Origin of the sequence: Arthrobacter sp. M4, from assembly GCF_020251205.1 — a bacterium.
Taxonomy (GTDB): Bacteria; Actinomycetota; Actinomycetes; order Actinomycetales; family Micrococcaceae; genus Arthrobacter.
In genome coordinates, this window is the sequence record NZ_JAIWYX010000008.1 from 179,658 (window position 1) to 205,785 (window position 26,128).

General features: G+C 63.4%; 28 protein-coding genes. 14 read left to right on the forward strand and 14 right to left on the reverse strand.

The window, feature by feature from the left end:
* Positions 1-20: 20 nt before the first annotated feature.
* Positions 21-1,952, reverse strand: a complete 1,932-nt coding sequence (locus LD110_RS15520) for a glycoside hydrolase family 13 protein (RefSeq protein ID WP_374200350.1) — start codon at positions 1,950-1,952, stop codon at positions 21-23.
* A 128-nt stretch (positions 1,953-2,080) separates the two neighbouring features.
* On the opposite strand from LD110_RS15520, the gene LD110_RS15525 reads away from it, so the two are divergent.
* The 5 genes from LD110_RS15525 to LD110_RS15545 all read left to right on the forward strand — a co-directional run bounded on the left by LD110_RS15525 (position 2,081) and on the right by LD110_RS15545 (position 6,857).
* The gene (locus tag LD110_RS15525; protein WP_225499735.1) at positions 2,081-3,364 is read left to right on the forward strand and encodes an ABC transporter substrate-binding protein; all 1,284 of its coding nucleotides are present in this window, start codon (positions 2,081-2,083) and stop codon (positions 3,362-3,364) included.
* An 88-nt stretch (positions 3,365-3,452) separates the two neighbouring features.
* Positions 3,453-4,460: a carbohydrate ABC transporter permease gene (locus LD110_RS15530; RefSeq protein WP_374200351.1), complete on the forward strand. Its 1,008-nt coding sequence runs from the start codon at positions 3,453-3,455 to the stop codon at positions 4,458-4,460.
* A 1-nt stretch (position 4,461) separates the two neighbouring features.
* Positions 4,462-5,349 carry a carbohydrate ABC transporter permease gene (locus LD110_RS15535; RefSeq protein WP_225499736.1) on the forward strand — a complete coding sequence of 296 codons (888 nt, stop codon included), beginning with the start codon at positions 4,462-4,464 and terminating at the stop codon, positions 5,347-5,349.
* Positions 5,346-5,618 (forward strand): hypothetical protein, encoded by a 273-nt coding sequence (locus tag LD110_RS15540; RefSeq protein ID WP_225499737.1) that lies wholly within the window; start codon positions 5,346-5,348, stop codon positions 5,616-5,618. The genes LD110_RS15535 and LD110_RS15540 overlap by 4 nt, the downstream gene beginning before the upstream one ends.
* A 177-nt stretch (positions 5,619-5,795) precedes the next feature.
* On the forward strand, positions 5,796-6,857 hold the full coding sequence (locus tag LD110_RS15545; RefSeq protein WP_225499738.1) for a LacI family DNA-binding transcriptional regulator: 1,062 nt from the start codon (positions 5,796-5,798) through the stop codon (positions 6,855-6,857).
* 39 nt (positions 6,858-6,896) lie between these two features.
* Here the strand turns inward: LD110_RS15545 and LD110_RS15550 are convergent, their stop codons facing one another.
* Genes LD110_RS15550 through LD110_RS15565 form a run of 4 tightly spaced genes read right to left on the reverse strand, consistent with a single transcriptional unit; the run spans position 6,897 to position 10,617 of the window.
* A complete protein-coding gene (locus LD110_RS15550; RefSeq protein WP_225499854.1) occupies positions 6,897-7,754 on the reverse strand; it encodes a hypothetical protein in 858 nt (285 codons plus the stop codon).
* Positions 7,755-7,799: 45 nt separating this feature from the next.
* The gene (locus LD110_RS15555) at positions 7,800-8,606 is read right to left on the reverse strand and encodes an exodeoxyribonuclease III (protein WP_225499739.1); all 807 of its coding nucleotides are present in this window, start codon (positions 8,604-8,606) and stop codon (positions 7,800-7,802) included.
* A gap of 26 nt (positions 8,607-8,632) precedes the next feature.
* Positions 8,633-9,259, reverse strand: coding sequence for a response regulator transcription factor (locus LD110_RS15560; RefSeq protein ID WP_225499740.1), 627 nt, complete (start codon positions 9,257-9,259; stop codon positions 8,633-8,635).
* The gene (locus tag LD110_RS15565; RefSeq protein ID WP_225499741.1) at positions 9,256-10,617 is read right to left on the reverse strand and encodes a sensor histidine kinase; all 1,362 of its coding nucleotides are present in this window, start codon (positions 10,615-10,617) and stop codon (positions 9,256-9,258) included. The genes LD110_RS15560 and LD110_RS15565 overlap by 4 nt, the downstream gene beginning before the upstream one ends.
* 204 nt (positions 10,618-10,821) lie before the next feature.
* Between LD110_RS15565 and LD110_RS15570 the strand changes: the two genes are divergently transcribed.
* Complete coding sequence (locus tag LD110_RS15570; RefSeq protein WP_225499742.1) at positions 10,822-11,391, forward strand: heme-binding protein; 570 nt, start codon at positions 10,822-10,824, stop codon at positions 11,389-11,391.
* 105 nt (positions 11,392-11,496) lie between these two features.
* Here the strand turns inward: LD110_RS15570 and LD110_RS15575 are convergent, their stop codons facing one another.
* The 6 genes from LD110_RS15575 to LD110_RS15600 form a co-directional block, all read right to left on the reverse strand.
* Positions 11,497-11,805: an ArsR family transcriptional regulator gene (locus LD110_RS15575; protein WP_225499743.1), complete on the reverse strand. Its 309-nt coding sequence runs from the start codon at positions 11,803-11,805 to the stop codon at positions 11,497-11,499.
* A 164-nt stretch (positions 11,806-11,969) separates the two neighbouring features.
* A complete protein-coding gene (locus tag LD110_RS15580) occupies positions 11,970-12,689 on the reverse strand; it encodes a FadR/GntR family transcriptional regulator (RefSeq protein WP_225499855.1) in 720 nt (239 codons plus the stop codon).
* A 168-nt stretch (positions 12,690-12,857) separates the two neighbouring features.
* On the reverse strand, positions 12,858-14,075 hold the full coding sequence (locus LD110_RS15585; RefSeq protein ID WP_225499744.1) for an acetyl-CoA acetyltransferase: 1,218 nt from the start codon (positions 14,073-14,075) through the stop codon (positions 12,858-12,860).
* Positions 14,072-14,743, reverse strand: coding sequence for a 3-oxoacid CoA-transferase subunit B (locus tag LD110_RS15590; RefSeq protein WP_308012447.1), 672 nt, complete (start codon positions 14,741-14,743; stop codon positions 14,072-14,074). Before LD110_RS15590 ends, LD110_RS15585 begins: the two co-directional genes overlap by 4 nt.
* Positions 14,744-14,781: 38 nt before the next feature.
* The gene (locus LD110_RS15595; protein ID WP_225499745.1) at positions 14,782-16,221 is read right to left on the reverse strand and encodes a short-chain fatty acid transporter; all 1,440 of its coding nucleotides are present in this window, start codon (positions 16,219-16,221) and stop codon (positions 14,782-14,784) included.
* A 51-nt stretch (positions 16,222-16,272) separates the two neighbouring features.
* Positions 16,273-17,010 carry a CoA transferase subunit A gene (locus tag LD110_RS15600; protein WP_225499746.1) on the reverse strand — a complete coding sequence of 246 codons (738 nt, stop codon included), beginning with the start codon at positions 17,008-17,010 and terminating at the stop codon, positions 16,273-16,275.
* A 286-nt stretch (positions 17,011-17,296) separates the two neighbouring features.
* Here LD110_RS15600 and LD110_RS15605 point away from each other — a divergent pair, with 286 nt between their 5' ends.
* The gene (locus LD110_RS15605; RefSeq protein ID WP_225499747.1) at positions 17,297-18,094 is read left to right on the forward strand and encodes an IclR family transcriptional regulator; all 798 of its coding nucleotides are present in this window, start codon (positions 17,297-17,299) and stop codon (positions 18,092-18,094) included.
* A 39-nt stretch (positions 18,095-18,133) separates the two neighbouring features.
* Here LD110_RS15605 and LD110_RS15610 read toward each other — a convergent pair whose 3' ends face one another.
* Positions 18,134-18,490 (reverse strand): hypothetical protein, encoded by a 357-nt coding sequence (locus LD110_RS15610; RefSeq protein ID WP_225499748.1) that lies wholly within the window; start codon positions 18,488-18,490, stop codon positions 18,134-18,136.
* Positions 18,491-18,504: 14 nt separating this feature from the next.
* On the opposite strand from LD110_RS15610, the gene LD110_RS15615 reads away from it, so the two are divergent.
* The 7 genes from LD110_RS15615 to LD110_RS15645 all read left to right on the forward strand — a co-directional run bounded on the left by LD110_RS15615 (position 18,505) and on the right by LD110_RS15645 (position 24,962).
* Positions 18,505-18,753: a MarR family winged helix-turn-helix transcriptional regulator gene (locus LD110_RS15615; RefSeq protein ID WP_225499749.1), complete on the forward strand. Its 249-nt coding sequence runs from the start codon at positions 18,505-18,507 to the stop codon at positions 18,751-18,753.
* Positions 18,754-18,869: 116 nt separating this feature from the next.
* Entirely contained in the window at positions 18,870-20,369 is a 1,500-nt protein-coding gene (locus tag LD110_RS15620; protein WP_225499750.1) for a CoA-acylating methylmalonate-semialdehyde dehydrogenase, read from the forward strand.
* Positions 20,369-21,469, forward strand: a complete 1,101-nt coding sequence (locus LD110_RS15625) for an enoyl-CoA hydratase/isomerase family protein (protein ID WP_225499751.1) — start codon at positions 20,369-20,371, stop codon at positions 21,467-21,469. The genes LD110_RS15620 and LD110_RS15625 overlap by 1 nt, the downstream gene beginning before the upstream one ends.
* A gap of 50 nt (positions 21,470-21,519) precedes the next feature.
* Positions 21,520-22,494, forward strand: a complete 975-nt coding sequence (mmsB, locus tag LD110_RS15630) for a 3-hydroxyisobutyrate dehydrogenase (protein WP_225499752.1) — start codon at positions 21,520-21,522, stop codon at positions 22,492-22,494.
* Complete coding sequence (locus LD110_RS15635; RefSeq protein ID WP_225499753.1) at positions 22,494-23,273, forward strand: enoyl-CoA hydratase; 780 nt, start codon at positions 22,494-22,496, stop codon at positions 23,271-23,273. The genes mmsB and LD110_RS15635 overlap by 1 nt, the downstream gene beginning before the upstream one ends.
* Positions 23,274-23,358: 85 nt before the next feature.
* Complete coding sequence (locus LD110_RS15640) at positions 23,359-24,135, forward strand: type II CAAX prenyl endopeptidase Rce1 family protein (protein ID WP_225499754.1); 777 nt, start codon at positions 23,359-23,361, stop codon at positions 24,133-24,135.
* Between the two features lie 224 nt (positions 24,136-24,359).
* Positions 24,360-24,962: a TetR/AcrR family transcriptional regulator gene (locus LD110_RS15645; RefSeq protein ID WP_225499857.1), complete on the forward strand. Its 603-nt coding sequence runs from the start codon at positions 24,360-24,362 to the stop codon at positions 24,960-24,962.
* Positions 24,963-25,121: 159 nt separating this feature from the next.
* Here LD110_RS15645 and LD110_RS15650 read toward each other — a convergent pair whose 3' ends face one another.
* Positions 25,122-25,376, reverse strand: coding sequence for an ATP-dependent Clp protease proteolytic subunit (locus LD110_RS15650; RefSeq protein ID WP_225499755.1), 255 nt, complete (start codon positions 25,374-25,376; stop codon positions 25,122-25,124).
* Positions 25,377-25,618: 242 nt separating this feature from the next.
* Complete coding sequence (locus tag LD110_RS15655) at positions 25,619-26,128, reverse strand: MarR family winged helix-turn-helix transcriptional regulator (protein WP_225499756.1); 510 nt, start codon at positions 26,126-26,128, stop codon at positions 25,619-25,621.

Sequence of the window (26,128 nt, forward strand, 5' to 3'; positions counted from 1 at the left end):
TTTCTTATCAAGCGTTGTGATTAGTGTCCCTGCACCAAATACGCCGATGCGTCCGGGGCCAACCAGGCGACGCCGTCCATTTCGACTACCGCATCCGGGCTGCTGGCCAGCGCCACATCGTATCCGTCCGGAAGGACAGCGGCCTCGGCGCCCGTGTTGGCGAGCACCAGCACGTCGCCGTTGAGGAATGCCAGCACGCCGTGTGAGGGGTTGTGGCCTTCGGCCCACTCGAAAGTGCCGGATCCGAGTTGATGGGCCCGGCGGAACTTGAGTGCCGCGCGGTACAGCTCCAGCGTGGAACCAGCCACGCCCGCCTGCCGGTCCTCTGCGTAGTCGCCGAAAGACGCCGGTTGCGGCAGCCACGGTTCCGATGCAGCCCGACCAACGGTGCCGGCGTCGAAGGTCTCCGCGAAACCGAAACCGGGCGCGTCAGCATTCCACGGGAGGGGCACGCGGCAGCCGTCCCGGCCACGCTCTACGCCCTTGGTACGGAAGAATGTGGGGTCCTGGCGCACCTCGTTGGGGAGTGTGGTGTGCTCGGGGAGGCCCAGTTCCTCGCCTTGGTATACGTAGGCCGAACCGGGCAGCGCCAGGGAAACCATGCTGGCGGCCCGAGCCCTGGCCAGGCCTAGTGCCTCGTCCGGTTGCTCATCTTCGGAACCGATGCCCTTGGGGAAGGTGGTGGGGTCCTTGAGCCCAAAGCGGCTCGCGTGCCGGACCGTGTCGTGGTTGCTGAGCACCCACGTGCAGGGCGCGCCGACCGTCGCCGCAGCCAGGAGGGACTCCTCGATGGCGTCGGAGAGCCGCTGCGCATCCCAACCCGCCAGAAGGAAGTCGAAGTTGAAGGCCTGCTGCATCTCGTCCTCGCGGACGTAGCGAGCCAGCCGTTCCGCCGGCTCAACCCAGGCCTCGGCAACCAACATTCTGTCGCCGTCGTACCCGGACAGCAGGCGGTTCCAGTCCCGGTAAATCTCGTGGACGCCGTCCTGGTCGAAGAACGGCGACGGCGGATCCAGCGGCGGCTTGCTCCGGTGCTTTTCCTCGTTTGAGTCCGCGGAGTCGGCTGACTCGGCTGATCCGGACGTGGCAGCGAAGGCGGGCTGGCCGCCGTCGGGCATTTCTGCCGAGTCGCCCTCAAGTACAAGACCGTGCTCGTGGGCGGTGTGGGGCTCCTGCGCCTCAGTGTGCGCGCCCGGAGGGGGCACATGGGTGTCGCCCTCCACCATGGCGGCGGCGCCCTCCCAGTCCGGGAGGCCTTCCTCCTTGATCATGCCGTGGGCTACGTCCACGCGGAATCCGTCCACGCCGCGGTCCAGCCAGAAGCGCATCACTGAGCGCATCTCCTCCCAAACCTCCGGATTTTCCCAGTTGAGGTCCGGTTGTTTGGTGTCGAAGAGGTGCAAGTACCACTCGCCCTGCGTACCGTCGGCTTCGGTCACGCGAGTCCAGCCTGCACCGCCAAAGATGGACTTCCAGTTGTTCGGCGGCAGGGCGCCGTCTCCAGCTCCCGGCGAGGAGTCCTTGCCGGGACGGAACATATAACGGGCCCGTGCCGCGGAGCCGCGTTCTGCGCCGAGGGCTTCCTGGAACCAGGCATGCTCATCGGACGTGTGGTTGGGCACCAGGTCCACGATGACTTTCAGTCCAAGTTCGTGAGCTTTCTGCAACATTGCGTCGAAGTCTTCCAGGGCGCCAAAACGCGGGTCCACGGAACGGTAATCCGCCACGTCGTAGCCGGCATCAGCCTGGGGCGAGGTGTAGAAGGGGGAGAGCCAGACGGCGTCGACGCCCAGCGCCCGCAAGTAGTGGAGGCGGGCTGTGATGCCTTTCAAATCACCCATTCCGTCGCCATTTCCGTCCGCGAAGCTGCGGGGATAAATCTGGTAAACGACGGCGTGTGCCCACCATGCAGGGTTGCTGGAACCAGGGGTTGGAAGTGGGGAAGGAGCCACCGTGATCCTTTCGGTTACATTTTGATGTAAACGCTTGCATTCTCGCCCGCAACGTTACTAGTGTGAGGCTCACCACATCAACCGCATCGCGGAATTTTCTGCTTTTCGCTCATCGAGGAGTTTCCAGCATGAAATCCAACAAGTTCCTTCTTCCGGCCGCTGTTGCCGGGGTTCTTGCTATGACGCTGTCCGCCTGTGGCGGCGGCGGTGGTGGCAGCACCGCCACTGGAGGAGGTGACGCCGCAGCCAACCTCGACGGACGCGGCCCCATCACCTACGTGCAGGGCAAGGACAACTCCAACGTCGTACGTCCGCTCATCGAAAAGTGGAACGCGGCGCACCCGAACGAGAAGGTGACCTTCAAGGAGCAATCGGACAAGGCAGACCAGCAGCACGATGACCTCGTGCAGAACCTCCAGGCAAAGAACCCGAACTACGACGTCATGAGCGTGGACCTGATTTGGGTTGCCGAATTCGCAGCCAAGGGCTGGCTGCAGCCACTCAAGGACAAGACGGCAGTTCCGACCACCGGCATGCTGGAATCGACGGTCAAGAGCTCCACCTACAACGGCACACTCTACGCAGTCCCGCAGAGCTCTGACGGCGGCATCCTTTACTACCGCAAGGACCTCGTCCAGACGCCCCCCAAGACGTGGGACGAAATGATGAGCATGTGCTCCATCGCCAAGCAGAACAACATCGGCTGCTACGCCGGCCAATACCAGAAGTACGAGGGCCTCACGGTTAACGTCGCGGAGGCCATCAACTCCTTCGGCGGCAAGATCGTAGACGATTCCGGCAAGGCAGTGGTCAAGTCCGACGCGGCAAAGACGGGCCTCAGCAAGCTTGTTGACGCCTACAAGGCTGGGAACATTCCCACCGAGGCCATCACTTTCCAGGAAGAACAGGGCCGCATGGCGTTTGAAGACGGCAAGCTCCTCTTCCACCGGAACTGGCCATACGTGTACAACCTGGCCAAGACTGACGGTTCCTCCAAGGTGAAGGACACCTTCGCAATGGCTCCGCTTCCGGGCCAGAGCGGACCGGGTGCTTCTTCGCTTGGTGGCCACAACATCGCCATGAGCGTGTACTCGAAGAACAAGGCAACGGTCACGGACTTCATCAAGTTCATCGCCAGCGAAGAGACCCAGCGCTTCTACGCCACCCAGGGCTCCCTTGCACCGGTGCTGAGCAAGCTGTATGACGACCAGGAACTCGTTTCCAAGCTCCCCTACCTGCCAGTCCTGAAGACGTCCATCCAGAACGCAGTGCCGCGCCCCGTGACCCCGTTCTACCCGGCCGTCACCAAGGCAATCCAGGATAACGGCTACGCAGCGATCAAGGGCGAGAAGACGGTGGACGCCGCACTGAACGATATGCAGTCGGCAATGGAAGCCGCCGGAGCAAAGTAGCAGGAGCCTGGCCGTGGCCCGGTACCCCTTTCCCAGGAATGGATAGGGGGCTGGGACCGCGGCCACGGCCCGGCTGACAGGAGTCACCATGTCAACAGAACTTCAAAAACCCCAGACCGCAGTGACCGCCCCCAGCGGCCACCGTATGCCGGGCCGCGAGAGTGCGGACCGGAAGCAGGTGACGCAAGGGAGATGGGCCTACACGCTCCTCACGCCGACGCTGGTCCTGCTGGCGGTCGTCATTATCTACCCCGTGGTCAATGCCATCATCATGTCCTTCCAGAAGGACTCCGGCCTTGACCCTGCCACGGGCTTCTTCTCCGAAGGCGGTCCCGCAGGCGTCGACAACTACACGCACTGGATCCTGCAGCAGTGTGGCGGCGCGGCCTGCCCGCCGGGCACCCTGGGTGCGCAGTTCTGGAACTCCATGGCCACCACGTTCTTCTTCACCATCGTCACGGTGGCGCTGGAGACGGTGCTCGGCTTCTGGATGGCCGTGATCATGGCCCGCACGTTCCGTGGCCGGAGCCTGATCCGTGCAGCCGTGCTGGTGCCGTGGGCCATCCCCACCGCCGTTACGGCCAAGCTCTGGTTCTTCATCTTCGCTTTTGAAGGCATCGCCAACAAGCTGTTCAATACCCAGATCCTCTGGACCGGTTCCGAATGGCCGGCCAAGTGGGCCATCGTAATTTCGGACGTTTGGAAGACCACGCCGTTCATGGCGCTGCTGATCCTTGCGGGCCTCCAGCTCATTCCTGACGAGGTCTACGAGGCAGCCAAGGTGGACGGCGCGTCCGCGTGGCAGCGCTTCACGCAGATCACCCTCCCGTTGGTGAAGCCCGCCCTCATGGTTGCCATCCTGTTCCGCGTCCTGGACGCACTGCGTATGTACGACCTTCCCGCCATCATGACGGCCGGCGCCAACAACACGTCGACGCTGTCCATCCTGGTGGTCGACCAGATCAGGCAAGGCTTCAATACGGCGGCAGCGTTGTCGACTATCACATTCATAGTCATCTTCCTGGTGGCATTCATCTTCGTCCGCTTCCTCGGCGCCAATGCCGTAGCGGCGGCCGGCACCGGAAAGGCCAAGTGACATGGCTACTGCAACCGCTACCCCTACGCGCCACACCGCTGAACCTGCCGTGCGCAAGAGGCCTTATGACTGGGGCCAGTTCCGCACCTACATCAGCGCCGCCATCATCCTGATCTGGTGCCTCGCTCCGTTCTACTGGATGATCGTCACAGCGTTCCGAGACGTCGGCTATACCTTCGACAACACACCTTTCTTCAACCACGTGAGCCTGGACAACTTCAGGACGGTGTTCGATGAGAGCCTTGGCAACCACTTTGGACTGAACCTGGTCAACAGCCTCTTTGTCGCGGCGGTGACAACCATCGTGGCCTTGGTTGTGGGTGTGTTCGCAGCCTACGCACTGGCACGGCTCAACTTCCGCTTCAAGTTCGCCGTGATGGGCTTTATCCTGGGCGCCTCCATGTTCCCGGGCGTTGCCTTGGTGACCCCGCTGTTCCAGCTCTTCACCAACATCGGCTGGATGGGTACCTACCAGGCCCTGATCATTCCGAACATTTCCTTTGTGCTGCCGCTGACGGTTTACACGCTGACCTCCTTCTTCCGCGAGATGCCGTGGGAGCTTGAGGAATCCGCCCGTATTGACGGCTGCACCCAGGGACAGGCGTTCCGGAAGGTCATCCTGCCCCTCGCGGCACCGGCCACCTTCACCACGGCCATCCTGGCGTTCATCGCGGCTTGGAACGAATTCCTTATCGCGAGCCAGCTGTCCAACGACGCAACCCGTACGGTCACCGTGGCCATCGCGTACTTCGCAGGTGCCCAGGCCCACCAGGAGCCGTACACGGCAGTTATGGCTGCGGGCACCATCGTCACCATCCCGTTGGTGATCCTGGTGCTGGTGTTCCAGCGCAAGATCGTTGCCGGTCTCACTGCGGGTGCCGTCAAGTGACCCCAGCAGCGCACTCCGGCCGGGATCACGGCGGCAATGAGGTACATCCGGACCCGAAGCGCGTGCGCATCGGGGAGGACTTCGATCTCATCATCGGATTCCTCGCCTTCTGGGCACTCGTGCTGTTGGTGGTGACGGTCTATATGGAGCTCACGGCGCAGTCCGCTGTGGCTTGGGCCGTGGGACTCCTGGTTGTAGTCCTGATGATCTGGGGAATGGTAGTCCTGCGGCGGCGCTTACCCGCCAGGACAGGACGGCGACACTCCTAAGGAATCGTCAAGACCCGCACAATGCAGCGGGCGGTGGCCGGCCGTGCCGCCGCCCGCTGCGCACACTCGTAGCAATTCAAGAAAGGACAGCCCGGCGGATAGGGTGGATATTTGCCGCACGGGCATGTCAACGGCCACCGGCACACGCCGGAGAACGAGGCCGCTGAGGAGGGCACTGTGGCACGCACCGAAAGGGCCCAGAGGGGAGGACACCCCGGGGTCAGCATCGAAGATGTAGCCGCCGCAGCGGGTGTCTCCACTGCCACGGTTTCCAGGGCCGTCCGTGGCCTGCCGCGGGTTTCGCCCGCCACCAGGGAAAAAATCCTGCGCATCGCCGGGGAACTCGGCTACGTCGCATCATCATCGGCGTCCGGACTCGCTACCGGACGCACCCGAACCGTCGGTGTGCTGGCCCCCTACGTGGATCGCTGGTTCTTCTTCAAGGCCATTGAGGGCGTTGACCGGGAACTGCATGCCCGTGGCTACAACCTGTCCCTTTTTAACTTGGGCGGCCAGCGCGGTGCCCGGGAGCGGCTCTTCAGCAAGACCATGGTGTACAAGCAGATCGACGCTCTCCTAGTGCTCTGCATGTCCCTGACCCATGAAGAGATCGATGACCTCCAGCGCATCGACATCCCGCTGATAGTAGTCGGCGGTCCGGTGGAGGATTGTCCCAGCATAGGCATCGACGATTACGCGGCGTCCGCTTTGGCGACCTCCCACCTGATCAAGCTCGGCCACCGCGACATCGCGCTCCTCCACGGGCAGGACGACTCGGACTTGAACTTCGCCGTACCCCGGCTACGTGTGGAGGGCTTCACGGACACCATGGCAAAGGCCGGCTGTGCGATGCCCGCCCACTGGGACATTTACGGGAACTTCACCGTAGGGAGCGGCCAGGAGGGCTTTGACGAACTCTGGTCCAAGCCGGGCCGCAAACCCACCGCACTTTTCTGCGCCTCCGATGAAATGGCGATTGGTGCCATACTGCAGGCGCGCCGCCGGGGAGTCCGCGTGCCGGAAGACCTTTCCGTCGTCGGAATCGACAACCATGAGTTTTCTGAGGCCCTTGGCCTCACCACCGTGGCGCAGGACCCCGTGGACCAGGGGCGTTTGGGCACACGGATGCTGCTGGATGAACTGGCCGGCGCCACCGGCTCCGTCCGCACTACCGTGGCGTCCCATAAGCTGATCGTCCGGGAGACGACGGCGCCGCCGCGGTTGGACAAGCAAGGCTAAAGCCCGACGACGGCACGTGGCAGGGCGCCAAGTCTTGCGTTAGGACGCCCTGGCCAGTTGCCGGATGGGGATCCAGCGGGAAGCGAGTCGGCGATAGGCTGCCGCAGCTCCCGTCATGTCGCCTTCTGCCAGGCACTCAATGCCCAGCCGCACATCCATGGGAGATTCGTCCGGGTACACCTTGTCAGCCACCGCACCATAGTCCAGCTCAACCATGGACTGCACATGGAACAGCTCTAGCCACTCCGTCAGCTGCGTCAAGTCGTCCAACATGTCCAAGTCCGGGGCGGCCAGTGCCAAGTTCGCCACGGCGAAGCGGGCCCGCTCCAACGCATCGGTGAGCGGCGCCCACACACGGACCGTGACAATCCGGCCGGCAGATTCAACAACGTCCGTCCGGTCGGATTCCTGGAACAGGGAGAACCAGCTGAAGGGAATGCCCCAAGTGGAAGCCCGGGTGTGGACCGTCTTGGACCCACGCGCGGCATTGACCCTGTTGATGCGTTCCTGGTGCCGGTCTCGTTGTTCCTCGGGAATGAGGAGCTCGGCCAGCGGCCCGTGAATGCCCTCCATGAGCGCATTGGCTGCCAAGCCAGCCCGAATGACCAGCTGGCTGGGGCAGTACAGGAGGCGATCGGCGTCGTTCTCGTCCCGAATCCGGGTGACCCGCACCAAATCGGTGCGGCCTGTGGGGAAGGGGTCGCCACCCTCCCGAGTGATCCGGCCCAGCGAGGCCAGCAGCTCCGCATACTCGACCGCGTCCCTTGACCCCAGCTGCGATCCAGCGTCCGCCAGTTGCTCCTGCTCGTCGACCGGAAAGGCTTCAAGGGGCTCGTACACACGCAGCGACGAGGAGAACGGCAGGCCTGCCTGCCCGCGGTAAAGATTGCCCGTCAACGCCGGCTCCTCCTTCATCATGCCGTGAGAGTGGTCAGGGAGTGACTAATCCGCAAGTTCTACGATGACCGGAGCGTGGTCCGAGGCACCCTTGCCCTTGCGCTCTTCCCGGTCGATCATCGCACCGGTGGCCCGTGCCGCCAGGGCCGGGGAACCCAGGACAAAGTCGATCCGCATCCCTTCCTTCTTGGGGAAGCGGAGCTGCGTGTAGTCCCAGTAGGTGTAGACGCCCGGTCCTGGAGTGTAGGCACGGGCCAAGTCCGTGAACCCGGCCTCTTCGAAGGCGTGGAAGGCTTCTCGCTCGGGCTCGCTGACGTGCGTCATGAGGTTGGTGCGGAAATATTCGATGTCCCACACGTCGTCGTCGAAGGGCGCGATGTTCCAGTCACCCATCAGCGCCACCTGGGCCTCGGGTTCCTTCTCAAGAAGGGTGGCCGCGTGGCCCTTCAGGGCGCTGAGCCAGAGCAGCTTATACGGCATGTGCTCGTCGTCCAGGGACCGGCCGTTGGGCACGTACAGGCTCCACACCCTAATGCCGCCGCAGGTGGCGCCAATCGCGCGGGCCTCCTGCGTGGGGTTCTTGCCGCCCTTGCCAAAAGTGGGCTGGTCCACGAAGGTGCGTTGGACGTCCTCCATACCAACGCGGGAAGCGATCGCGACGCCGTTCCATTGGTTCAGGCCGAAGTGGGCCACCTCGTAGCCCTTGTTCTCGAAGAGCTCCCACGGGAAGTTGTCGTCCTTGCACTTGGTTTCCTGGATGGCAAGGACGTCAACATCGCTCCTTTGCAGGAAGGCATCCACACGGTCGGCGCGGGCACGGAGCGAGTTCACATTCCAGGTAGCAATCTTCACAGCCACTAACTTACCGAACTTGCCGCTTAGCGCATCCCTTCACGCCGGATGGCTACGGCAATGGCGGCGGCCCTGGTTTCCACGCCGAGCTTGGCGTAGATGTGTGCAAGGTGTGTCTTCACCGTGGCTTCGGAGATGAACAAGCGCTTCCCGAGTTCGCGGTTGCTGAGGCCCTGCGTGAGCAGGCTAAGCAGCTCTGCTTCCCTGGGGGTGAGGAGTTCGTCCGGGTTCCTGAGCTGCTGGAACAGGCGAGACGCCACCGGTGCGCTCATGACGCTCCTGCCCTGGACCGCGCCACGGACGGCGGAAAAGATTTCCTCCGGGGCAGCGTCTTTCAGCAGGTAACCCATGGCGCCGGCGTCCACTGCACGGACAATGTCAGCGTCGGAATCATACGTGGTGAACACGAGTATCGCCTGCCGCGGTTTTGCCTGCCGAAGGCGCTGGATAGCCTCGATGCCATCGATTCCGGGACCCATGGCCAGGTCCATCATCACAACGTCTGGAGACAGTTCCCGGGCAGCCTGTAAGCCTTCTTCCCCGGTTGCGGCCTCGCCAATCACGTCGATGTCCGGCTGCGTGGCGAGTAGGGCCTTGAGTCCGCTGCGCACCACCAGATGGTCGTCAACCAGCAAAACGGAAATGCGGTTCATGCGCCTTCGCCTTCCCCTGAAGACGCCGACGACGGCGGCCGCACCCCAGAGTCAGCCGTGACACTGGCGTGGGTGGTCATCCCAGGGTGACTCGCCAGCCCTGCCGGGGTTGCCAGCCTTGCCGGGGCTGCCTCGCCGGCGGCGGTTGCCTCGTCGGCGGCGGTTGCCTCGTCGGCGCGCAGCGGCACCTGTGCCGCGATCACCGTCCCCTCGCCGGGAGCGCTTTCCACGGAGAACGCTCCGCCCAACTGCTCGATCCGCTGCCGCATGGCGCGCAGGCCATACCCTCCTTGGCCCGATGGAGAAGGCAACTGCGCCGGATCAAAGCCACGGCCGTCGTCGAACACGTCCAGGGTGACGGCATCTGGGAGGTAACCCAATGTGATGCTCGCCGTGGCGGTGCCGGCATGCCGGCGGATATTGGCCGCGGCGCTCTGGGTGACGCGGATGAGGGCATGCCGGGTCTCGGCCGGAACGGGCCTGGGCTCGCCGGTCACAGTGAACATCGGAGTGTCGAGGTAGGCCGATGCGGCCTGCCTGATGGCCTCGGGCAGCGGCGCGGCGTCCAGCCCTGGCTGGGACAGTTGGTGGACAAGGCTGCGGGTGTCGGCCAGGTTGGTCCGAAGGAGCCCGGTGGCGCGACGGACGTCGTCGCGGGCATCGCCGTCGGCGTTATTCAGCCCCACAGGCCACGACCGCTCCGCCGCTTCGAGCAGCAGCACCGCGCTGGCCAGCCCCTGGGTCACGGTGTCATGAATCTCCCGGGCGACGCGCTCGCGTTCCGCAGCGATCCCTGCCTCGCGTTCCCTGGCAGCCAGCAGCTGCTGGGCCTCCGTCACCTCCCTGTGCAGCGCCCGCTGCACGGCGGCATCGTTTTCGATGCGGTCGTAGACGAACGTGAGCAGCGCGCCGACGGCCAGCGGTCCCAGGAGCATGGCGACGTCCGTCCCGCCGCTGAGGCGGAAGAGCCCGACGGCGGTGGCGGCCGCCGTCGCGCCAGCAGCCAAGTAGGCGGTCCAGCCGCTAAACGCCATGCGGCAGAGAAGGAAAATAGCCACCGAACACCACGCGAAGCTTGGCGCCAGGATGACCAGCGCGGCCCACGCGGCCACCAACGCGAACATCCAAGCGGCCCATGGACGGCGCCGTTGCGAAAGTATGGCCACCACGGCATATAATCCGCAGACCGCCAACGCCAAAGCGATCACGCCTGCATTGTCCGCGGGGCTGTGGCGGAGTATCCAGCGAACCCCCGAGGCAACCATCAGCACAGCGAAGCCGACATGAACGGCAGCGTCGATGCGGCGCTCGAGGGCGCTGCGTGCCTGGGGGCGTTGAACCTCGCCGGAGGCGCTCATTGTCTCCTCCTCCGCTGACAAAAGGCCTTCTTTCCATGCTAGGGCTGCATCTTTGCAGGCACCTCAGACTTTTGGCTGATACCTCGCCTCCGAATGGTGGAGTTGAGGTTCGACGACGGCCCGATGTGGCCGTGTGGGTGGGCCCGGAAACATTGGTCCTGTACCCACTGAGGTCCACGAACTGAGCAACCCTAGGAGTAGTCCGTGAAGAAGTCCACCAAGATTGCAAGCATTGCGGCGGCAGGTGCCCTGGTCCTGACAGGTGCCGCCACTGCCATGGCCAACGTCGGCACGCCGGCTGTGGAACAGTCAGCGGCCAAGGTCATCCCCGCCGTCGACATTGCGCCAACGCCGGAGAATGTGGTGGCACAGAACCGCATCAGCGTGGGCGCCTCGGCTTCTGCCGTCCAGGCAGCTCTGGCAAAGTGCCAGGCCGACAAGCTGCCATTCGTGACCGTTGCCCTGGTGGACCGTTTCGGCACGGTGCAGGCGCTTCTTCGCGGCGACAACGCAGCAGAACACACCATCGAGGCTGCCAAGCAGAAGGCCTACACCGCCGCGGCCTTTGGCGCACCCACCAGCGAACTGGCCAAGCGGGTCAACGGCAACGGACCCTCCATCGCCGACCTTCCCGGCACGCTCTTCCTCCCCGGCGGCGTGCCCCTCAAGGTCAATGGAGTGTCCGTGGCCGGCATCGGCGTGGGCGGTGCTCCCGACGGCGCCCTTGACGAAGCCTGCGCCACGGCTGGCGCAGAGGCCATCAACGCCAAGTAATAGCGCCCTCCGGCGCTGAACCTCCCCACCTTTCCCGAATTACGACGGCGGCGCGCCGCACCTTTAGCGCGACGCGCCGTCGTGGGGCTTCAAAGGTGGGCTATTTCAGCGCAGAATCCCGGTCTGCCTGGATGCGGCGGGCTTGGCCAGGGAATAGAAGGGAGTCATCCTAGCCCTTGATTCGGCCGGTATGTCAGAGCGTACGATGGCGGCGTTCTCTAGCGCCTTGAGGTGGGACCGCACTGTTTCCTTGGACGCGGTGAGTTCGCTGCTGACGTCGCTCAGCCGGCTGGCCCCATTTCTGGCCAGGTATTCAATGATCTGCATGCGGATTTTCTGGTGCCTTCCCCATCGTGGTTCTCCTTCAGCGTGTTCGATGGCGGACAGGGCAGGGGCGATTGATGTTTGTGTCATGGCAGGCCTTTCAGCTGCGGACTCGAGGCAGGCCAAGGGCACCCTGTTGCCTCGAAGCACGACGGTGGGCTTCGGACAATGCCCCGGCACTGCGTTTCTGGCGGATATGTAGGGTTGGCAGGAGTTGATGGCGGATATTGGGGTACTGCAACGGATTGATCGCCCTAGGAGCTGAGGGGTACTTTCCTGCCGGGAAGGACAGCGTCCAGCGTGCACTCCACGCCATGGAGATGCTCGGCCATTGCGCGGGAAGCGTCGTCCGCGGAACCACGTTCGATTGCCTCGAAGATCGCGGTGTGCTCGGTGCCGGATTCCTTCCGCCGATCGACCACCAGGTTGACCGTGTTCGACTGTTTGGACATGGCATCCTCAATATCGGACAGCATTGACGTGAAGACGCCATTGCCGCTGCACCGGGCGATCATCGCATGGAACTCCGAGTTCAGGATGACCCATTGGTGGAGGTCCTCCTCTTCGGCCATGGCGTTAAGGACTTCGCGGAGCGCCTCCACATCCTCGATGCTGCGGCGCTGGGCGGCAAGTCCCGCAGCCGGAACCTCGATGTGCGGTCGAGCCTCCAAGAGTTCCTGCGCGGAGTACTTCCCGAGCTTGAGGTCCTGGGCAACCTTGTCCGCAATCACGAACGTGCCCTTGCCGGTGTAGGTGGCGGTGAGCCCCAGCGCGTTGCATGAACGCAGGGCCTCCCGGACCATCGTCCGGCTCACGCCGAACTGCTGGCCCAACGATGCTTCGGAGTCCAGGCGAGACCCCACAGGGATCTTGCCTCCTTCTATGGCGTTGCGCAGGGAAGCGAGGACTGCCTCCGCAGCACCAACTCGCACCACTCTGTCCTGTCCAGCTGTCCAGCTGTCCAACAGGTTGATCATGCCCCTCAATATGGCACAGCTCACAGCCGGGCGTCAATCTCACCCTCAGGCAAACTCCCCACCTTTCGTTGTGAACGACGACGGCGCGCCGCACTTTTGGTGCGACGCGCCGTCGTCGGGCTTTAAAGGTGTGGAGATTCAGCGGTGATCCGCTGAAACAACCAGCTAGATGGCCTCCAGGACGCTCACATAATTGGCGATGCCCAGGCCGCCCATGTTTTGGACCGCCGCGCGGCGAGGGTTGGCCAACTGCATGTCGCCGGCCGTGCCGGTCAGCTGCATCGCGGCAATGACGTGCTGGGACACGCCGGTGGCGCCGACCGGGTGGCCCTTGGACTTCAGGCCACCGGATACGTTGACGGGGAGCTTGCCGTCTTTGAAGACCCATCCTTCTTCAATCGCTCGGAACCCCTCGCCCCGGGGCGTCAGGCCCATGACCTCGTAAATCACCAGTTCCGCAATGGTGAAGCAGTCATGGACTTCTGCGAAGTCCAGCCCGTCAAGTTCCACGCCGGCCATGGCTAGCGCCCGCTGCCAGGACGCCCGCGTGGCTGCGAACTCCACCGGGTCGCGCCGGGCGGCCGGGAGGAAGTCGTTGGCGTGACCGAAGCCTGCAAGGCGCACCGGAGCGGTGGCAGCTCCCGACGACGGTGCGACGCTGAGCACGACGGCGGCGGCGCCGTCGGACACGGGGGAGCAGTCGGTGCGTCGCAGCGGATCGGCAACCACCGGGTTCTTGTCCGAGACGGTTCGGCAGAACTCGACGCCGAGGTCCTTGCGCAGTTGGGCGTAGGGATTGTCCACGCCATTGCGGTGGTTCTTCGCAGCGATGGAGCCGAGTACGTCCCCCAGGCCGTTGGGGGTGTTGGCACTGCGGAGGGCGGTACCGTAGCGCTTGTCGTAATGCTTGGCGACATCGGCGAACAGGCCAGTGAAACCTGTGGAGGACGCTTTGCCGGCCATGTCGTAGTCAGCGCCCAGCAGCGCGGCGCCCACAACGTCAGCGCCCGCTGGCGTCATCATTTCCGCGCCGATCACCAGCACGTTCCGTGAAGTCCCCGCCAACAGGGACTTCACTCCCTGTTGGAACGCAGCGGATCCGGAAGCGCAGGCGTTTTCCACCCTGGTGGCGGGAACATTGGCCAGTTCCGGGGAGAGCTGGAGGGCCAGCGAAGAGGCGAACGCCAGGGGCATCATCCCGGAATTGAACTGGCCAAGGTAGACCTCATCAATGTCTCCGGGCTCTAGTCCGGAGTTACGGATCGCGTCTCCCGCGGCCTGCACAATGAGGCTCTCCAATGTTTCCTCGCTGAGCTTGCCGAAGCGGGTATGGCCCCAGCCGGTCAGTAGGACGTCCTTGCCGAATTGTTCCTTGAGGCTCATGCCGCCACTCCTTCACTCTCGAGTCGAACATCGAATTCCGTGCCGGTTTTCTCCCTGACTTCGTCCACCGTGACCCCGGGCGCCACGCGGGTGAGCAGTAATTGCCGGCTGCCGCCGTCGACCTCCACAAGGTCGAAGACTGCGAGGTCGCTGATGATGCGGTCCACCACGGCTTGGCCGGTCAGCGGCAGTGTGCACTCGCTGACGATCTTGGGGCTGCCGTCCTTGGCTACGTGCTCGGTGAGGACCACCACGCGAGGAGTTCCGGCCACCAGGTCCATGGCCCCGCCCATGCCCTTCACCATCTTTCCCGGGATGGTCCAATTGGCCAGGTCGCCCGCACTGGATACCTGCATGGCGCCCAGGATGGCAACCTTGACGTGGCCCCCGCGGATCATCCCGAAACTGGTGGAGGAGTCGAAGATGCTGCCTCCGGGGAGTATGGTGACGGTTTGCTTGCCGGCGTTGATCAGGTCTGCGTCCTCGTCGCCATCGTACGGGAAAGGGCCCATGCCCAGCAGTCCGTTCTCGCTCTGCAGCACTACTCGTATGCCGTCGGGTAGGTTGTTGGCCACAAGCGTCGGTATGCCTATCCCTAGGTTGACGTAGTCGCCGTCGTTAAGTTCTTCGGCCGCGATGGCGGCCATTTGGTCACGTGTCCAGGCCACGGTTTTCTCCCTTTGTCTTAAGTATTCGATCTGGGCGGCTAGTTCGGAATGATGGGTGGCACAAAGTGGAATGTCGTGCCGAGGAGCCACACCAGCAAAAGCACAACAGGCAAATGGAACAGGAATTGCAGGAAGGTGAAGCCCACCAAATCGCGGGCTCGCAGTTTCATCACGGCCAGCAACGGCAACATAAAGAACGGATTGACCAGGTTGGGCAAAGCTTCTGCGATGTTGTAGATCTGCACCGTCCAACCAAGGTTCATGTGGACGTCCGTGGCGGATTGCATCACGTAGGGCGCCTCGACCAGCCATTTTCCACCGCCTGAAGGTACAAACATGCCAAGGATGGCGGTGTAGACGGCGATAACCACGGGGAATGCGCCGTTGCCACCGATGCTCGTGAAAAAGTGCGCCAAATGCTCCGAAACGGAAAGCCCTCCCGCGCCGGTGGCTTTGGTTAGGATAGCGGCCATGGCGGCATAAAGCGGGAATTGCACCAGAATTCCTGCTGTGGCGGGTACGGCCTTGCTCACCGCTTGGAGGAATCTGCGCGGAGTACCGTGCAGCACCAGTCCCAGGACCAAAAAGACCAGCAGGTAGGCGTTGAGGGAGCTGACCACGGTGAGCACAGAAACTGTGAGAAGCTGCGAAACCAGCCATCCGAGGGCCAGGACGCCCGCCAGGATCGGCAGGATCCGGCTGTACTCGAGCCATTCGCCAGGGCGCGAGCGCTGCTCCGCGACTTCGGGCTGGTCGTTGAGGTCGACGCCGAGGTCAGCCGCCGTCCTGATGGCACCACCAGTGGGGGCGGAGAAATGCGCGATCACGGTGGTGATCACCATCAGGATGGCGAGTGTCAGCAGGGACTGCCACGTGAATATGGTTGTGCCGAAATCGAGGACCCCGGTGATTTTCAGCAATGCTGGCGGGATGGAGGCCTTGGTTGCCTGTAACTGGGCGGCCGAGGAGGAAAGTCCCAAGGCCCACACGGCGCCGAGTCCCATAAACGCGGCAGCGCCGAGTGCCCGGTAATCGACGGCGAGGTCCTTCCGTCGTGCGATGGCACGTGCCAGGAGGCCGCCGAAGACCAGGCTCAATCCCCAGTTGACGAAGGACACGGACATGGCCAGGAGCGCTACAAAGCTGACAGCGGTGCGGGCAGAACCCGGGACTTTCGCCAAACGGTCAATCAGTCGGGCAACCGGTGGCGACGTTGCCACGACATAGCCGGTCAGCACCACCATGGCCATCTGCAGCGTGAATGCAGTCAGGTCCCAGAACCCGTTGCCGAAGGAATCGACGATTGCCTTGGGTGATGCCCCGATGGCCAGTGCGGCCACCGCAACCACCACAACGCCAGCCAGGGCAAAGATGTAGGCGTCCGGAAACCACTTTTCCGTCCACCCGGCCAGCCGCTGCGCCAACCGGGCAAGGCCCCTATCCTGGATGTCCTGTTTCTTGAGTTGCGCTGTAGTCATGACCCGGTTTCTCTCCTTTGAGTGTGTGGCCTGAAGTCGGCGGCAATAGGTTCAGGCTGTTGCGAGAACTGCTTCAGCGTTCTGGGACAGGGGACGGGGCCGGACCGTGCGCTGCTCGATATCCTTGGTCCGATTGCTGGCTTGGATGAGTCGCTGCACGTACACGCCCGGGGTGACGATGTGGTTGGGATCCAGCTCGCCAGGCTCGCGGATAGCTTCGGCCTCCGCAATGGTGACGACGCCGGCCGTCGCCACTACGGGGTTGAAGTTGCGGGCTGTGTAACGGTAGATGAGGTTGCCGTCGGTGTCGGCCGTGTGGGCGTGGACCAGGGCGACGTCGGCCACGATGCCGCGTTCCTGAACGTAGAGTCTTCCGTCAAACTCCGCATGCGGCTTGCCTTCGGCCACTATGGTTCCCACGCCCGTCCGCGTGTAGAAGGCTGGAATTCCGGCGCCGCCCGAACGGAGGCGTTCGGCGAGTGTTCCCTGCGGAGTGAACTCGACTTCCAGCGTGCCGGACAGGTACTGCTCGGCGAAAAGCTTGTTCTCGCCGACGTAGGAAGCGATGACTTTGCGGACCTGGCCTGCTTCGATCAGGACTCCAAGGCCTTTGCCGTCCACGCCCATGTTGTTGGAAACCACTGTGAGGTCCTTGACGCCGGAGTCCCTGACGGCGTCGATGAGGTCAGCGGGGATGCCGCTCAATCCAAAGCCGCCAACGGCCAGGGTAATGCCGTCCTGAAGTACGTCATGCAGTGCCTCGCCTGCACTGTTCCGAAGTTTGCCCACGTGCTGGCTCCTCCTCGTCCTTGAGTTCTCATCGCTGGGTCGTCGCATTGGTGCTGGGTGGCGGCGGAGCCGCCGCTTGGTCCACTTAGTGGACAATGCCCGGGTCCGTCCCGCGAGCTGCTGTCCCAGAATTCTCTGCTAATGGAGCCTAGGTATTGCGCCAATCCAAGGTCAAGGCCACAAACACGAGTAATCCCTGTCGCTGACGACAGTGTGGACGGTACGCTGGTGGCTGTCCACATTGTGGAGGATTTCTTGAGCTGCTTTGCCAGAGGAGAGCTTCAACATGGCCCGTATTACCGTCCCGCAGGGGACGCAGCCGATCCCCGTGCAAGGCACCCAGGTAGTCCGCCGCGTTGCTGCGCTGCTCAGGATGATCGGGAGAAAACCCGGTGGCATGTCCCTGCCCGGCCTCGTCCGGGAAACGGAACTGACCCGGCCCACAGTCCACAGGCTCCTCGCCTCTCTGGCTGCGGAAGGCCTGGTGGACCATGACGCAGCCAGCGGCAACTGGATCCTGGGACCGGAGGTCTTCCTCCTTGGAAGCGTCGCTGCAGCGCGCTTCTCGTTCGACGAGCTCGCCCGGCCGGGCCTACGACGCTTGGCGGAAGAAACCGGCGAGAGCGCGTTCTACTCGATCGTCAGGGGACGTGAAACGGTGTGCGTGCTGCGGGAAGAGGGGACCTTTCCGGTCAGGTCATTTGTGCTCCACGAAGGCGTCCGCTTCCCGGTTGGCGTGGCTTCGGCAGGAATGGTCATCCTCGCGTTCCTGCCCAAGGAGGAACGCGAGGAGATCCTTGCCGATTGGGACGAGCACGCCGGGAGTTTTGGCGCCGGACATACCCTGGAGATTGTTCGAAAGGGCTTGGCCGAAACTGCGTTGCGTGGCTATTCCGTCAACCCTGGCTTGGTCCTTGAAGGCAGTTGGGGCATGGGGGCCGCAGTATTTGACCGGGATGGACGCCCTGTGGGTGCTGTCTCCATGACCGGGATAGAACCGAGATTCCGGGCGGAGCGCCAGCCGTTCCTTGGCAAGCTCCTGCTGGAAGAAGCCCATCGCATTACCGCCAAGCTCCAGGGCTGACGTCGCGGCTCATATCCGGGCGCAGCCGCCGTTAGCCAGCTATGCTGCCTGCCGCCGTCGACGTTGCAGCGCCACGGTCGCAATGGCGGCTACGGCGCACGCGATCGCGGCCACCACAAGGCCGTCTTCAGCGCCTGCCAGCCAGCCGGAGGTCACGGGATCAAGGTGCGTTCCGGCGTCGGGACCTTGCGGGGACGTGGGCAGGTGGATTGGCGCGAAAAACCAGATGCCGGCCACAGCCGCGCCCAGCGCGGAGCCGAGTTGCTGCACGGTGGACAGCGTCCCGGAGGCCGCTCCGGCGTCGCGCGGTTCAACATGCTCGACGGCGGCACCCGCCAGGGGGACGATGAACAGCCCCAGCGCGAGTCCGCCCACAGGCCTCACCCCGGGCACCATGACGGGAGTCCTGGATGCCTTGGAAAAGCGGCTTCATCCGCCGCGAACGCTCCACGACCGACCGGCGACGTGTCCTGATCTTCCCGGAAGGCCAGCAAATTCAGCCGGAGATCCTGCCGCACTATGCCAAGCAGATGGAATGGCTGCAGGAGGCGGCCGATGGCTTCACTGCCGAAGAGTTGGCAACGGTGGAACGATTCCTGACACTGTTGCTGGATACCACCGAGTCTGGCGCGGCAGCCAAGACGGACTCTGGAATTTAGTAGGAAGTCCGAGTATATTCGGCTTCAGATGACCTGGATCACATCCCGCGGGTGGGGGTGGACCGCGGTATTCCGGGCAAATCGCAAGGCATCCACAATGCGAAGGAGCATTTCCCATGGTGCGCGAACTATCCCATTACATCGACGGACAACGGGTGGACGGGACATCGGGACGCTTCGGCGATGTCTACGACCCCTGCACCGGGCAAGTTCAGGCCCGTGTCCCGCTGGCCAGCAAGGAAGAAGTCCAAAACGCTGTTTCCAACGCTGAGAAGGGCCAGCTTGAATGGGCCGCGATGAACCCGCAAAAGCGCGGGCGGATCCTTCTCAAGTTCGTAGACCTCGTCAACGAGCACATCGAGGAGCTCGCAACGCTCCTGTCCTCGGAGCACGGCAAGACCCTCCTGGATGCCAAGGGCGACATCCAGCGCGGCATCGAGGTGGTGGAGTTCGCTGCCGGAGCCCCGCACCTGTTGAAAGGCGAGTTCTCCGACAACGCCGGCGGTGGCATTGACGTCCATTCCCTGCGGCAGCCGCTTGGTGTCGTCGCCGGAATCACTCCCTTCAACTTCCCGGCCATGATCCCGCTCTGGAAGTCAGGTCCTGCGCTCGCGGCGGGCAACGCCTTTATCCTCAAGCCCTCCGAACGGGACCCATCCGTGCCACTCCGGCTGGCTGAGCTCTTCACCGAGGCCGGTGTCCCCAACGGTGTGTTCAACGTGGTCAACGGTGACAAGGAAGCCGTGGACGCCATCCTCGAAGAACCGCGGGTAAAGGCCGTCGGCTTTGTGGGGTCCACGCCGATCGCCAAGTACATCTACGCCACCGCCGCAGCCCACGGCAAGCGCGCCCAATGCTTCGGTGGCGCCAAGAACCACATGGTGATCATGCCGGACGCTGACCTGGACATGGCCGCCGATGCCCTCATCGGGGCAGGCTACGGTTCCGCTGGCGAGCGGTGCATGGCCATCAGCGTGGCCGTTCCCGTGGGAGAAGAAACAGCCAACCGGCTGGTGGACAAGCTGCAGGAGCGGATCAAGCATCTTTGCGTGGGCCCATCCCTGGAAAAGGGCGTGGACTTCGGTCCCGTTGTGGCGCCAGCCGCCAAGGAGCGGATCGAGGGCTACATCGAGTCCGGCGTCGAACAGGGCGCCACCCTGGTAACCGACGGCCGCGGCCTCACCGTGGACGGCTACGACGGCGGCTTCTGGCTGGGGCCCACGCTGTTCGACCACGTCACCAAGGACATGAAGATCTACAAGGAGGAGATCTTCGGCCCGGTGCTCAGCATCATCCGAGCCGCCGATTACGACGAAGCGCTCAGGCTGTGCAGCGAGCACGAGTACGGCAACGGCGTGGCCATCTTCACGCGCGACGGCGACGCAGCACGCGACTTCGCCAGCCGCGTGGAAGTGGGCATGGTGGGCGTCAACGTCCCCATCCCGGTGCCAATCGCGTACTACACGTTCGGCGGCTGGAAGGCCTCCAGTTTCGGTGACCTGAATCAGCACGGTGCCGACGCCTTCCGCTTCTACACAAAGACCAAGACAGTCACCACGCGCTGGCCGTCCGGCATTCGGCAGGGTGCCAGCTTCGTCATGCCGGCGGGCAGCTGATGGCGGAGGAGACAATCAACCCAAGCAATGAGGCCACGTTCGACGAGGTTCTCTTCGAGAAGCGGGGCCGCTTGGGCGTTGTCACGCTGAACCGCCCCAAAGCCGTCAATGCCCTGACGGAGCCCATGGTGGTGGCCATGCGGGAACAGCTTGAGGCCTGGGCCGACGACGACGACGTCCAGACCGTCCTGGTTCGCGGTGCCGGAGATCGGGGGCTCTGTGCGGGCGGAGACATCGTGGCTATCTACGATGACATGCTGCGCGGTGGCAACATCACCGCCAATTTCTGGGCCGCGGAATACCGCCTTAACCTGCTGATCTCCCGTTACCGCAAGCCGTACGTGGCGTTCATGGATGGGCTGGTGCTCGGCGGCGGCGTTGGTGTGTCTGCCCACGGTTCCGTACGCGTGGTCACCGAACGGACCCGCACCGGCATGCCCGAAACCACCATTGGTTTCGCCCCCGACGTCGGCGGGACGCTGCTGCTGTCGGGCTCGCCGGGTGAGTCTGGAACCCATGCCGCCCTGACCGCCACGCACCTGGACGGGGCGGACGCCTTGTTCCTGGGGCTGGCCGACCACTTTGTCCCGTCCGAGCAGCTGGACGCGCTGGCGGCGGCGCTGGAGGACGAAGCGGCGGAGACCGCCGTCGGACGCTTTGCCGAACAAGCACCGCCGTCCGCCCTGGCAACCCAGCAGCGCTGGATCGATGAGTGCTATGCCGCCGACGACGCCGAGGAGATCGTCGCGCGGCTGCGATCCGCGGGTGGGGAGGCCGCCCAGGCGGCTGAGACGATCGAGGCGAAGTCTCCGACGTCGGTCAAGGTGACGCTTGAGGCGCTTCGGCGCGCCCGCGGGCTTTCGCTCGCGGAGGTACTTGACCAGGACTACCGCGTGGGGCTGCATTGCCTGAGGGGGCCCGACTTCCGCGAGGGAATCCGGGCGCAAGTGGTGGACAAGGACCGGAACCCACAGTGGCGCCCCGCCACGCTGTCAGAGGTGACGGACGACGACGTCGCGCGCTACTTCGAATGGCTGGGCGAACGGGAGTTGGGGCTCGCCGGAGCGGACGCTGTGCGGGGAGCAGCGAAGCGTCACTGAAACGGCGAACAAGCTAGGCGACAGGCAGTGTTTAGTCGAAGGAGAGCACGATGACAGAGAACCAAGCCCCGGATGCCGTAGCGGACGCTGCCTCTTCCGGCAGCCCGGCCGTCGGAACCATCGCTTTCCTGGGCCTCGGCCATATGGGCGGTCCCATGGCCGTCAACCTGGTCAAGGCAGGGCACACGGTTATTGGCTACGACCCGGTTCCCGCCGCCGTCGAGGCGGCCAAGGAGCACGGGATTCCCATGGCTGGCACTGCGGCGGAGGCAGCCACCGGAGCCAGCGTGGTCCTGACGATGCTGCCCAGCGGGAAGCACGTTCTGGACGCGTACCGTGGGATCGACGGCCAGCCCGGGCTGCTGGAGGTGGCCGAGCAGGGGACGATGTTCCTGGATTGCTCCACGATCAATGTTGACGAAGCCCGTGACGCCGCTTCCTTGGCGCTGCAGGCCGGCCACCGCTCCGCAGACGCCCCGGTCTCCGGTGGTGTGGTGGGCGCGGAAGCGGGGACCCTGACCTTTATGGTGGGTGGTTCCGGCCAGGATTTTGAGGCCGTCAAACCGATTTTGGAACACATGGGCCGCCGGATTGTGCACTGCGGGGAACATGGAGCAGGGCAGGCGGCCAAGGTCTGCAACAACATGATCCTTGGTGTGTCCATGATTGCGGTGAGTGAGGCGTTTGTCCTGGGGGAGAAGCTTGGCCTGACTCACCAGGTGTTGTTCGACGTTGCCTCGAATGCCTCTGGCCAGTGCTGGTCCCTCACGACGAACTGCCCCGTTCCTGGCCCCGTTCCCACCAGCCCCGCCAACCGCGATTATCAGCCTGGCTTCGCGGGGGCACTGATGGCCAAGGACCTGAGGCTGGCGGTCAATGCCCTCGATGCCACCGGCGTGGTGGCGGACATGGGTAGGCTCGCTTCCAAGATCTACGACAGGTTTGCCGCCGAGGGTGGGGCGGCGAGGGACTTCTCCGGCATCATCACAGACATCCGGGATAAGTCTGAACAGAAAGGGCAGTAGTGGCTGAGGACTACAACAACCTCCTGGTGGAGCAGCGTGGACGGGTTGGCGTTGTGACGTTGAACCGGCCCAAGGCCCTCAACGCGCTCAACCAGGAAACCATGGAGGAACTCGTCACGGTTGTGACCACCATGGATCGCGACCCCGGAACGGGTGCCGTGGTCCTCGCCGGATCCGAACGTGCCTTTGCCGCAGGGGCGGACATCAAGGAAATGGCCGGACAGGACTACATCGACATGTACGCGGCGGACTGGTTCCGCCGTTGGGAGGACCTTACCCGCCTGCGCATTCCGTTGGTGGCGGCGGTGTCCGGCTTCGCCTTGGGCGGCGGCTGCGAGCTTGCCATGATGTGCGACGTGATCATCGCAGGTGACAACGCCAAGTTCGGACAACCTGAGATCAACCTCGGTGTGATTCCGGGGATGGGTGGCTCGCAACGGCTCACCAAGGCAGTAGGCAAGGCGAAAGCCATGGACATGGTGCTGACCGGGCGGCACATGGACGCTGCGGAGGCCGAGCGCAGCGGCCTGGTGTCCCGCGTGGTTCCGGCCGCAGACGTTCTGGAGGAGGCCCTCAAAGTAGCCGAGGCGATCGCGTCCAAGTCCAAACCCGCCACTATGCTGGCCAAGGAAGCGGTGAACACAGCCTTCGAAACATCTTTGGCACAAGGCGTGGTGTTCGAACGCCGTTTGTTCCATTCCCTCTTCTCCACCCAGGACCAAAAAGAGGGCATGGAAGCGTTCGTGGACAAGAGGGAACCGGAGTTCAAGCACCGCTGAGCTTTTGGTTGAGGTGAATCAAAGCAAATGGGGAGTGCTTCGTATGGCGGTGACGGCTAGGGAAGAAACGGGCAGCATTCAACGGATGCGTTTGCTCCCGGCTGCCTTGGTGTCGGCGTCCGGATTTGTGCTTTTTGCCCTTGAGAACCGCATTGTTGGGTCTGGCATCCTGGCATTGGCACTTGCCATGGCGGCATTCGTTAATAAGAAGCTCTTCCAAGACTTGGCGCTCGTCGCGATTGGCGTCACTGTGATGAGTGCCGTTCCCATCACCACGGATATCAGCACTGCGCACATGCTAGTGATGGGTGCTGCGATGATTTTCGCTGTGGCTGTTCCTTATCTTGGCTCGCGTTTTATGTTCAAGGACCACGCCATTCGCTTTCCGGTCCTTACCGGGCAGAAATGGACACCCGTTGAGAAGCTTTATCTTCCGGTAGTGCTGGTGTTGGGCTATGCCGTTCTTCCGGTGTACATGATCAGCACCGGTGTGTACGCCAACTGGCCGGCCGTCAGCGATCCAGAAGGCATTGCGCGGCTATTCCTTGGGACGAATGCCCTGGGTGTTTGGGACGAGCTGTTCTTCATCTGTACTGCGTTCGCCCTCTTCCGCAGGCATATGCCGGAATGGCAGGCCAATATCCTCCAGTCCATCCTCTTCACGTCGTTCCTCTGGGAATTGGGATTCCGCGCCTGGGCGCCATTCTTCATTTTTCCCTTCGCCTTGCTGCAGGCCCGCATTTTCTCGGCGACTAAATCCTTGTCCTACATCGTTAGCGTGCACTTGCTCTTTGACTTCGTGCTGTTCCTGGTGCTCATCCATGCCCACAACCGGGAATGGATAGACATTTTCCTTTACTAACCCCGGCCCTGGAGTGTGTGTTCAGTCGAGTCCGAACTGGACAGACAAGTCTGTCTAGTTCGGTGTATTCTTGACCCAACATGGAATCCCCCAAAAGACCTGACGTGCGCAAGGCTGTGTCTGATGCGGGCCGGGAAGCCGGAGCTCCCCCCTTTGACCCCGCTGCCCCTTTTGACCCTGCTGGCCCCTTCGATCCTGTGGCGACGGATGATGCCGCCGCTTTGATAGGCCACAACTTTGACGGCAGTCGCGGCGGGCGCGGTGGGCGCAGCCGCTCTGATGCGTCCGAGCGCGTCCTCGAAGTTGCTTATGATCTCTTCTCCCGCCGCGGAGTGCGGGATGTCGGCATCAACGAGCTCATCACCTTGTCGGGCGTAGCCAAAGCCACGTTCTACCGCCACTTCCCGTCCAAGAACGACGTTGTCCTTGCCTTCCTTGAGCGCCGCGACCAGGTATGGACCGTCGAGAAGATCATCGACCAGGCCAAGCAGCGCGGATCAACGCCCACGGAGCAGCTACTCGCCATCTTTGACGTCTTCGGGGAGTGGTTCCAGCGGGACGACTTTGAAGCGTGCTCGTTTATCAACGTGCTTCTCGAGATGGGTCCGGGGCACCCCCTGGGGCAGGCCAGCATCGACTATCTGGCAAAGATCCGCTCGCACGTCCAGGCCCTTGCGGAAGCGGCTGGACTGCAGCGGACCGAGGAGTTTGCTCGATCGTGGCACATCCTTATGAAGGGTTCCATCATCTCCGCCACTGAAGGCGACGCGGGCGCGTCCCAGCGGGCGCAACAAATGGCTTCCTGGCTCATCGAGCACCACCGCTAGCTGCGGATCGCGGACTGCTGGAGTCTCTGCTGGGCGTGGAGTTTGTGCTGGGCGGCCGCTGGGGACGGCCGCCCAGGTGAATGGTCGCCTAGGTAAGGGGACGACGCCGAATTGGGCAGCCGGCGAGGGGCGGAGCCGGCGCGCCGCGGGATGGCGTCGTTAGGCGACCACGACTTTCAGGCGCCGCTCGCGCGCCATGAGGTGTTCGAGGAGAGCTTCTTCCGGCCTGCCGGGATGGCGGGCCACGCAGTGCAGCAGGCGCTTGCGGATGTTCTCTTCCTCGGGTGCGGTTCCCCGCAATATCTCGTCGATGATTTCCTTGGCCTGATTCCGGACCTCGGTTGCCTGGTTTCCAAACGTCCCGTGATCACTGCCCCAGCCCGCTTGTGCACGGAATGGCAATACAGTGGACATTTGAACTCCTTGGACGCGCCGTGCGTCCACTAGCGATGTGATGGCGGCCATTACTTGCGACGGCGGCTTCTTTCTGTCATTTCGCTGTAATGGCCCAATGCTACTCCCGGACAGACAAGTCTGTCTCAACTTCCCGGAAAAATTCTAAGCAACCTTGCTATTTGTGAAGGGCTGCCGTCATGGGCGGCCTACTCTGCCCTTTCGGACGTGTCCGCACAGTTCAACCATCGTCAAAGTCCAGTTCAACCATCGTCAAAGTCGCCGGCATTTCGCCGAAAGATGCCGAAGATGCGGATCAGTTCCTCGACGTCGTCCTCCGAGAAGCCTGACTGGCCGAAGACCTCGGAGTTGAGTGCCGCCGTCGCGCGTTTGGACACGGTGCGGCCCTCGGCGGTGAGTTCAATCAGCGTGGTCCGCCCGTCAGTGGGGTGCGGCGAGCGCGTTACGAGGGCGGCTTTCTCCAAGCGGTCGACGGCGTTAGTTACGGACGTCGGATGGACCTGTAGGAGGGCGCTGGCCTTGTTCATCGGGAGTGCTCCGCTGCGCGCGAAGCTTAGCAGCGCCAGGAGTTCGTACCGCGCGAAGGTTAGCCCGAACGGCTTGAGCACATTTTCGATCCGGGCCAACAGGATCTGCTGGGTGCGCATGATGGCCGTGATTGCCGCCATGGGAGCTGCGACGTCGGACCAGCCATGGCGTTCCCAGTTGCGGCGGGCTTCGGCGATCGGATCGCGGGGGAGTGGAGTGCCCAT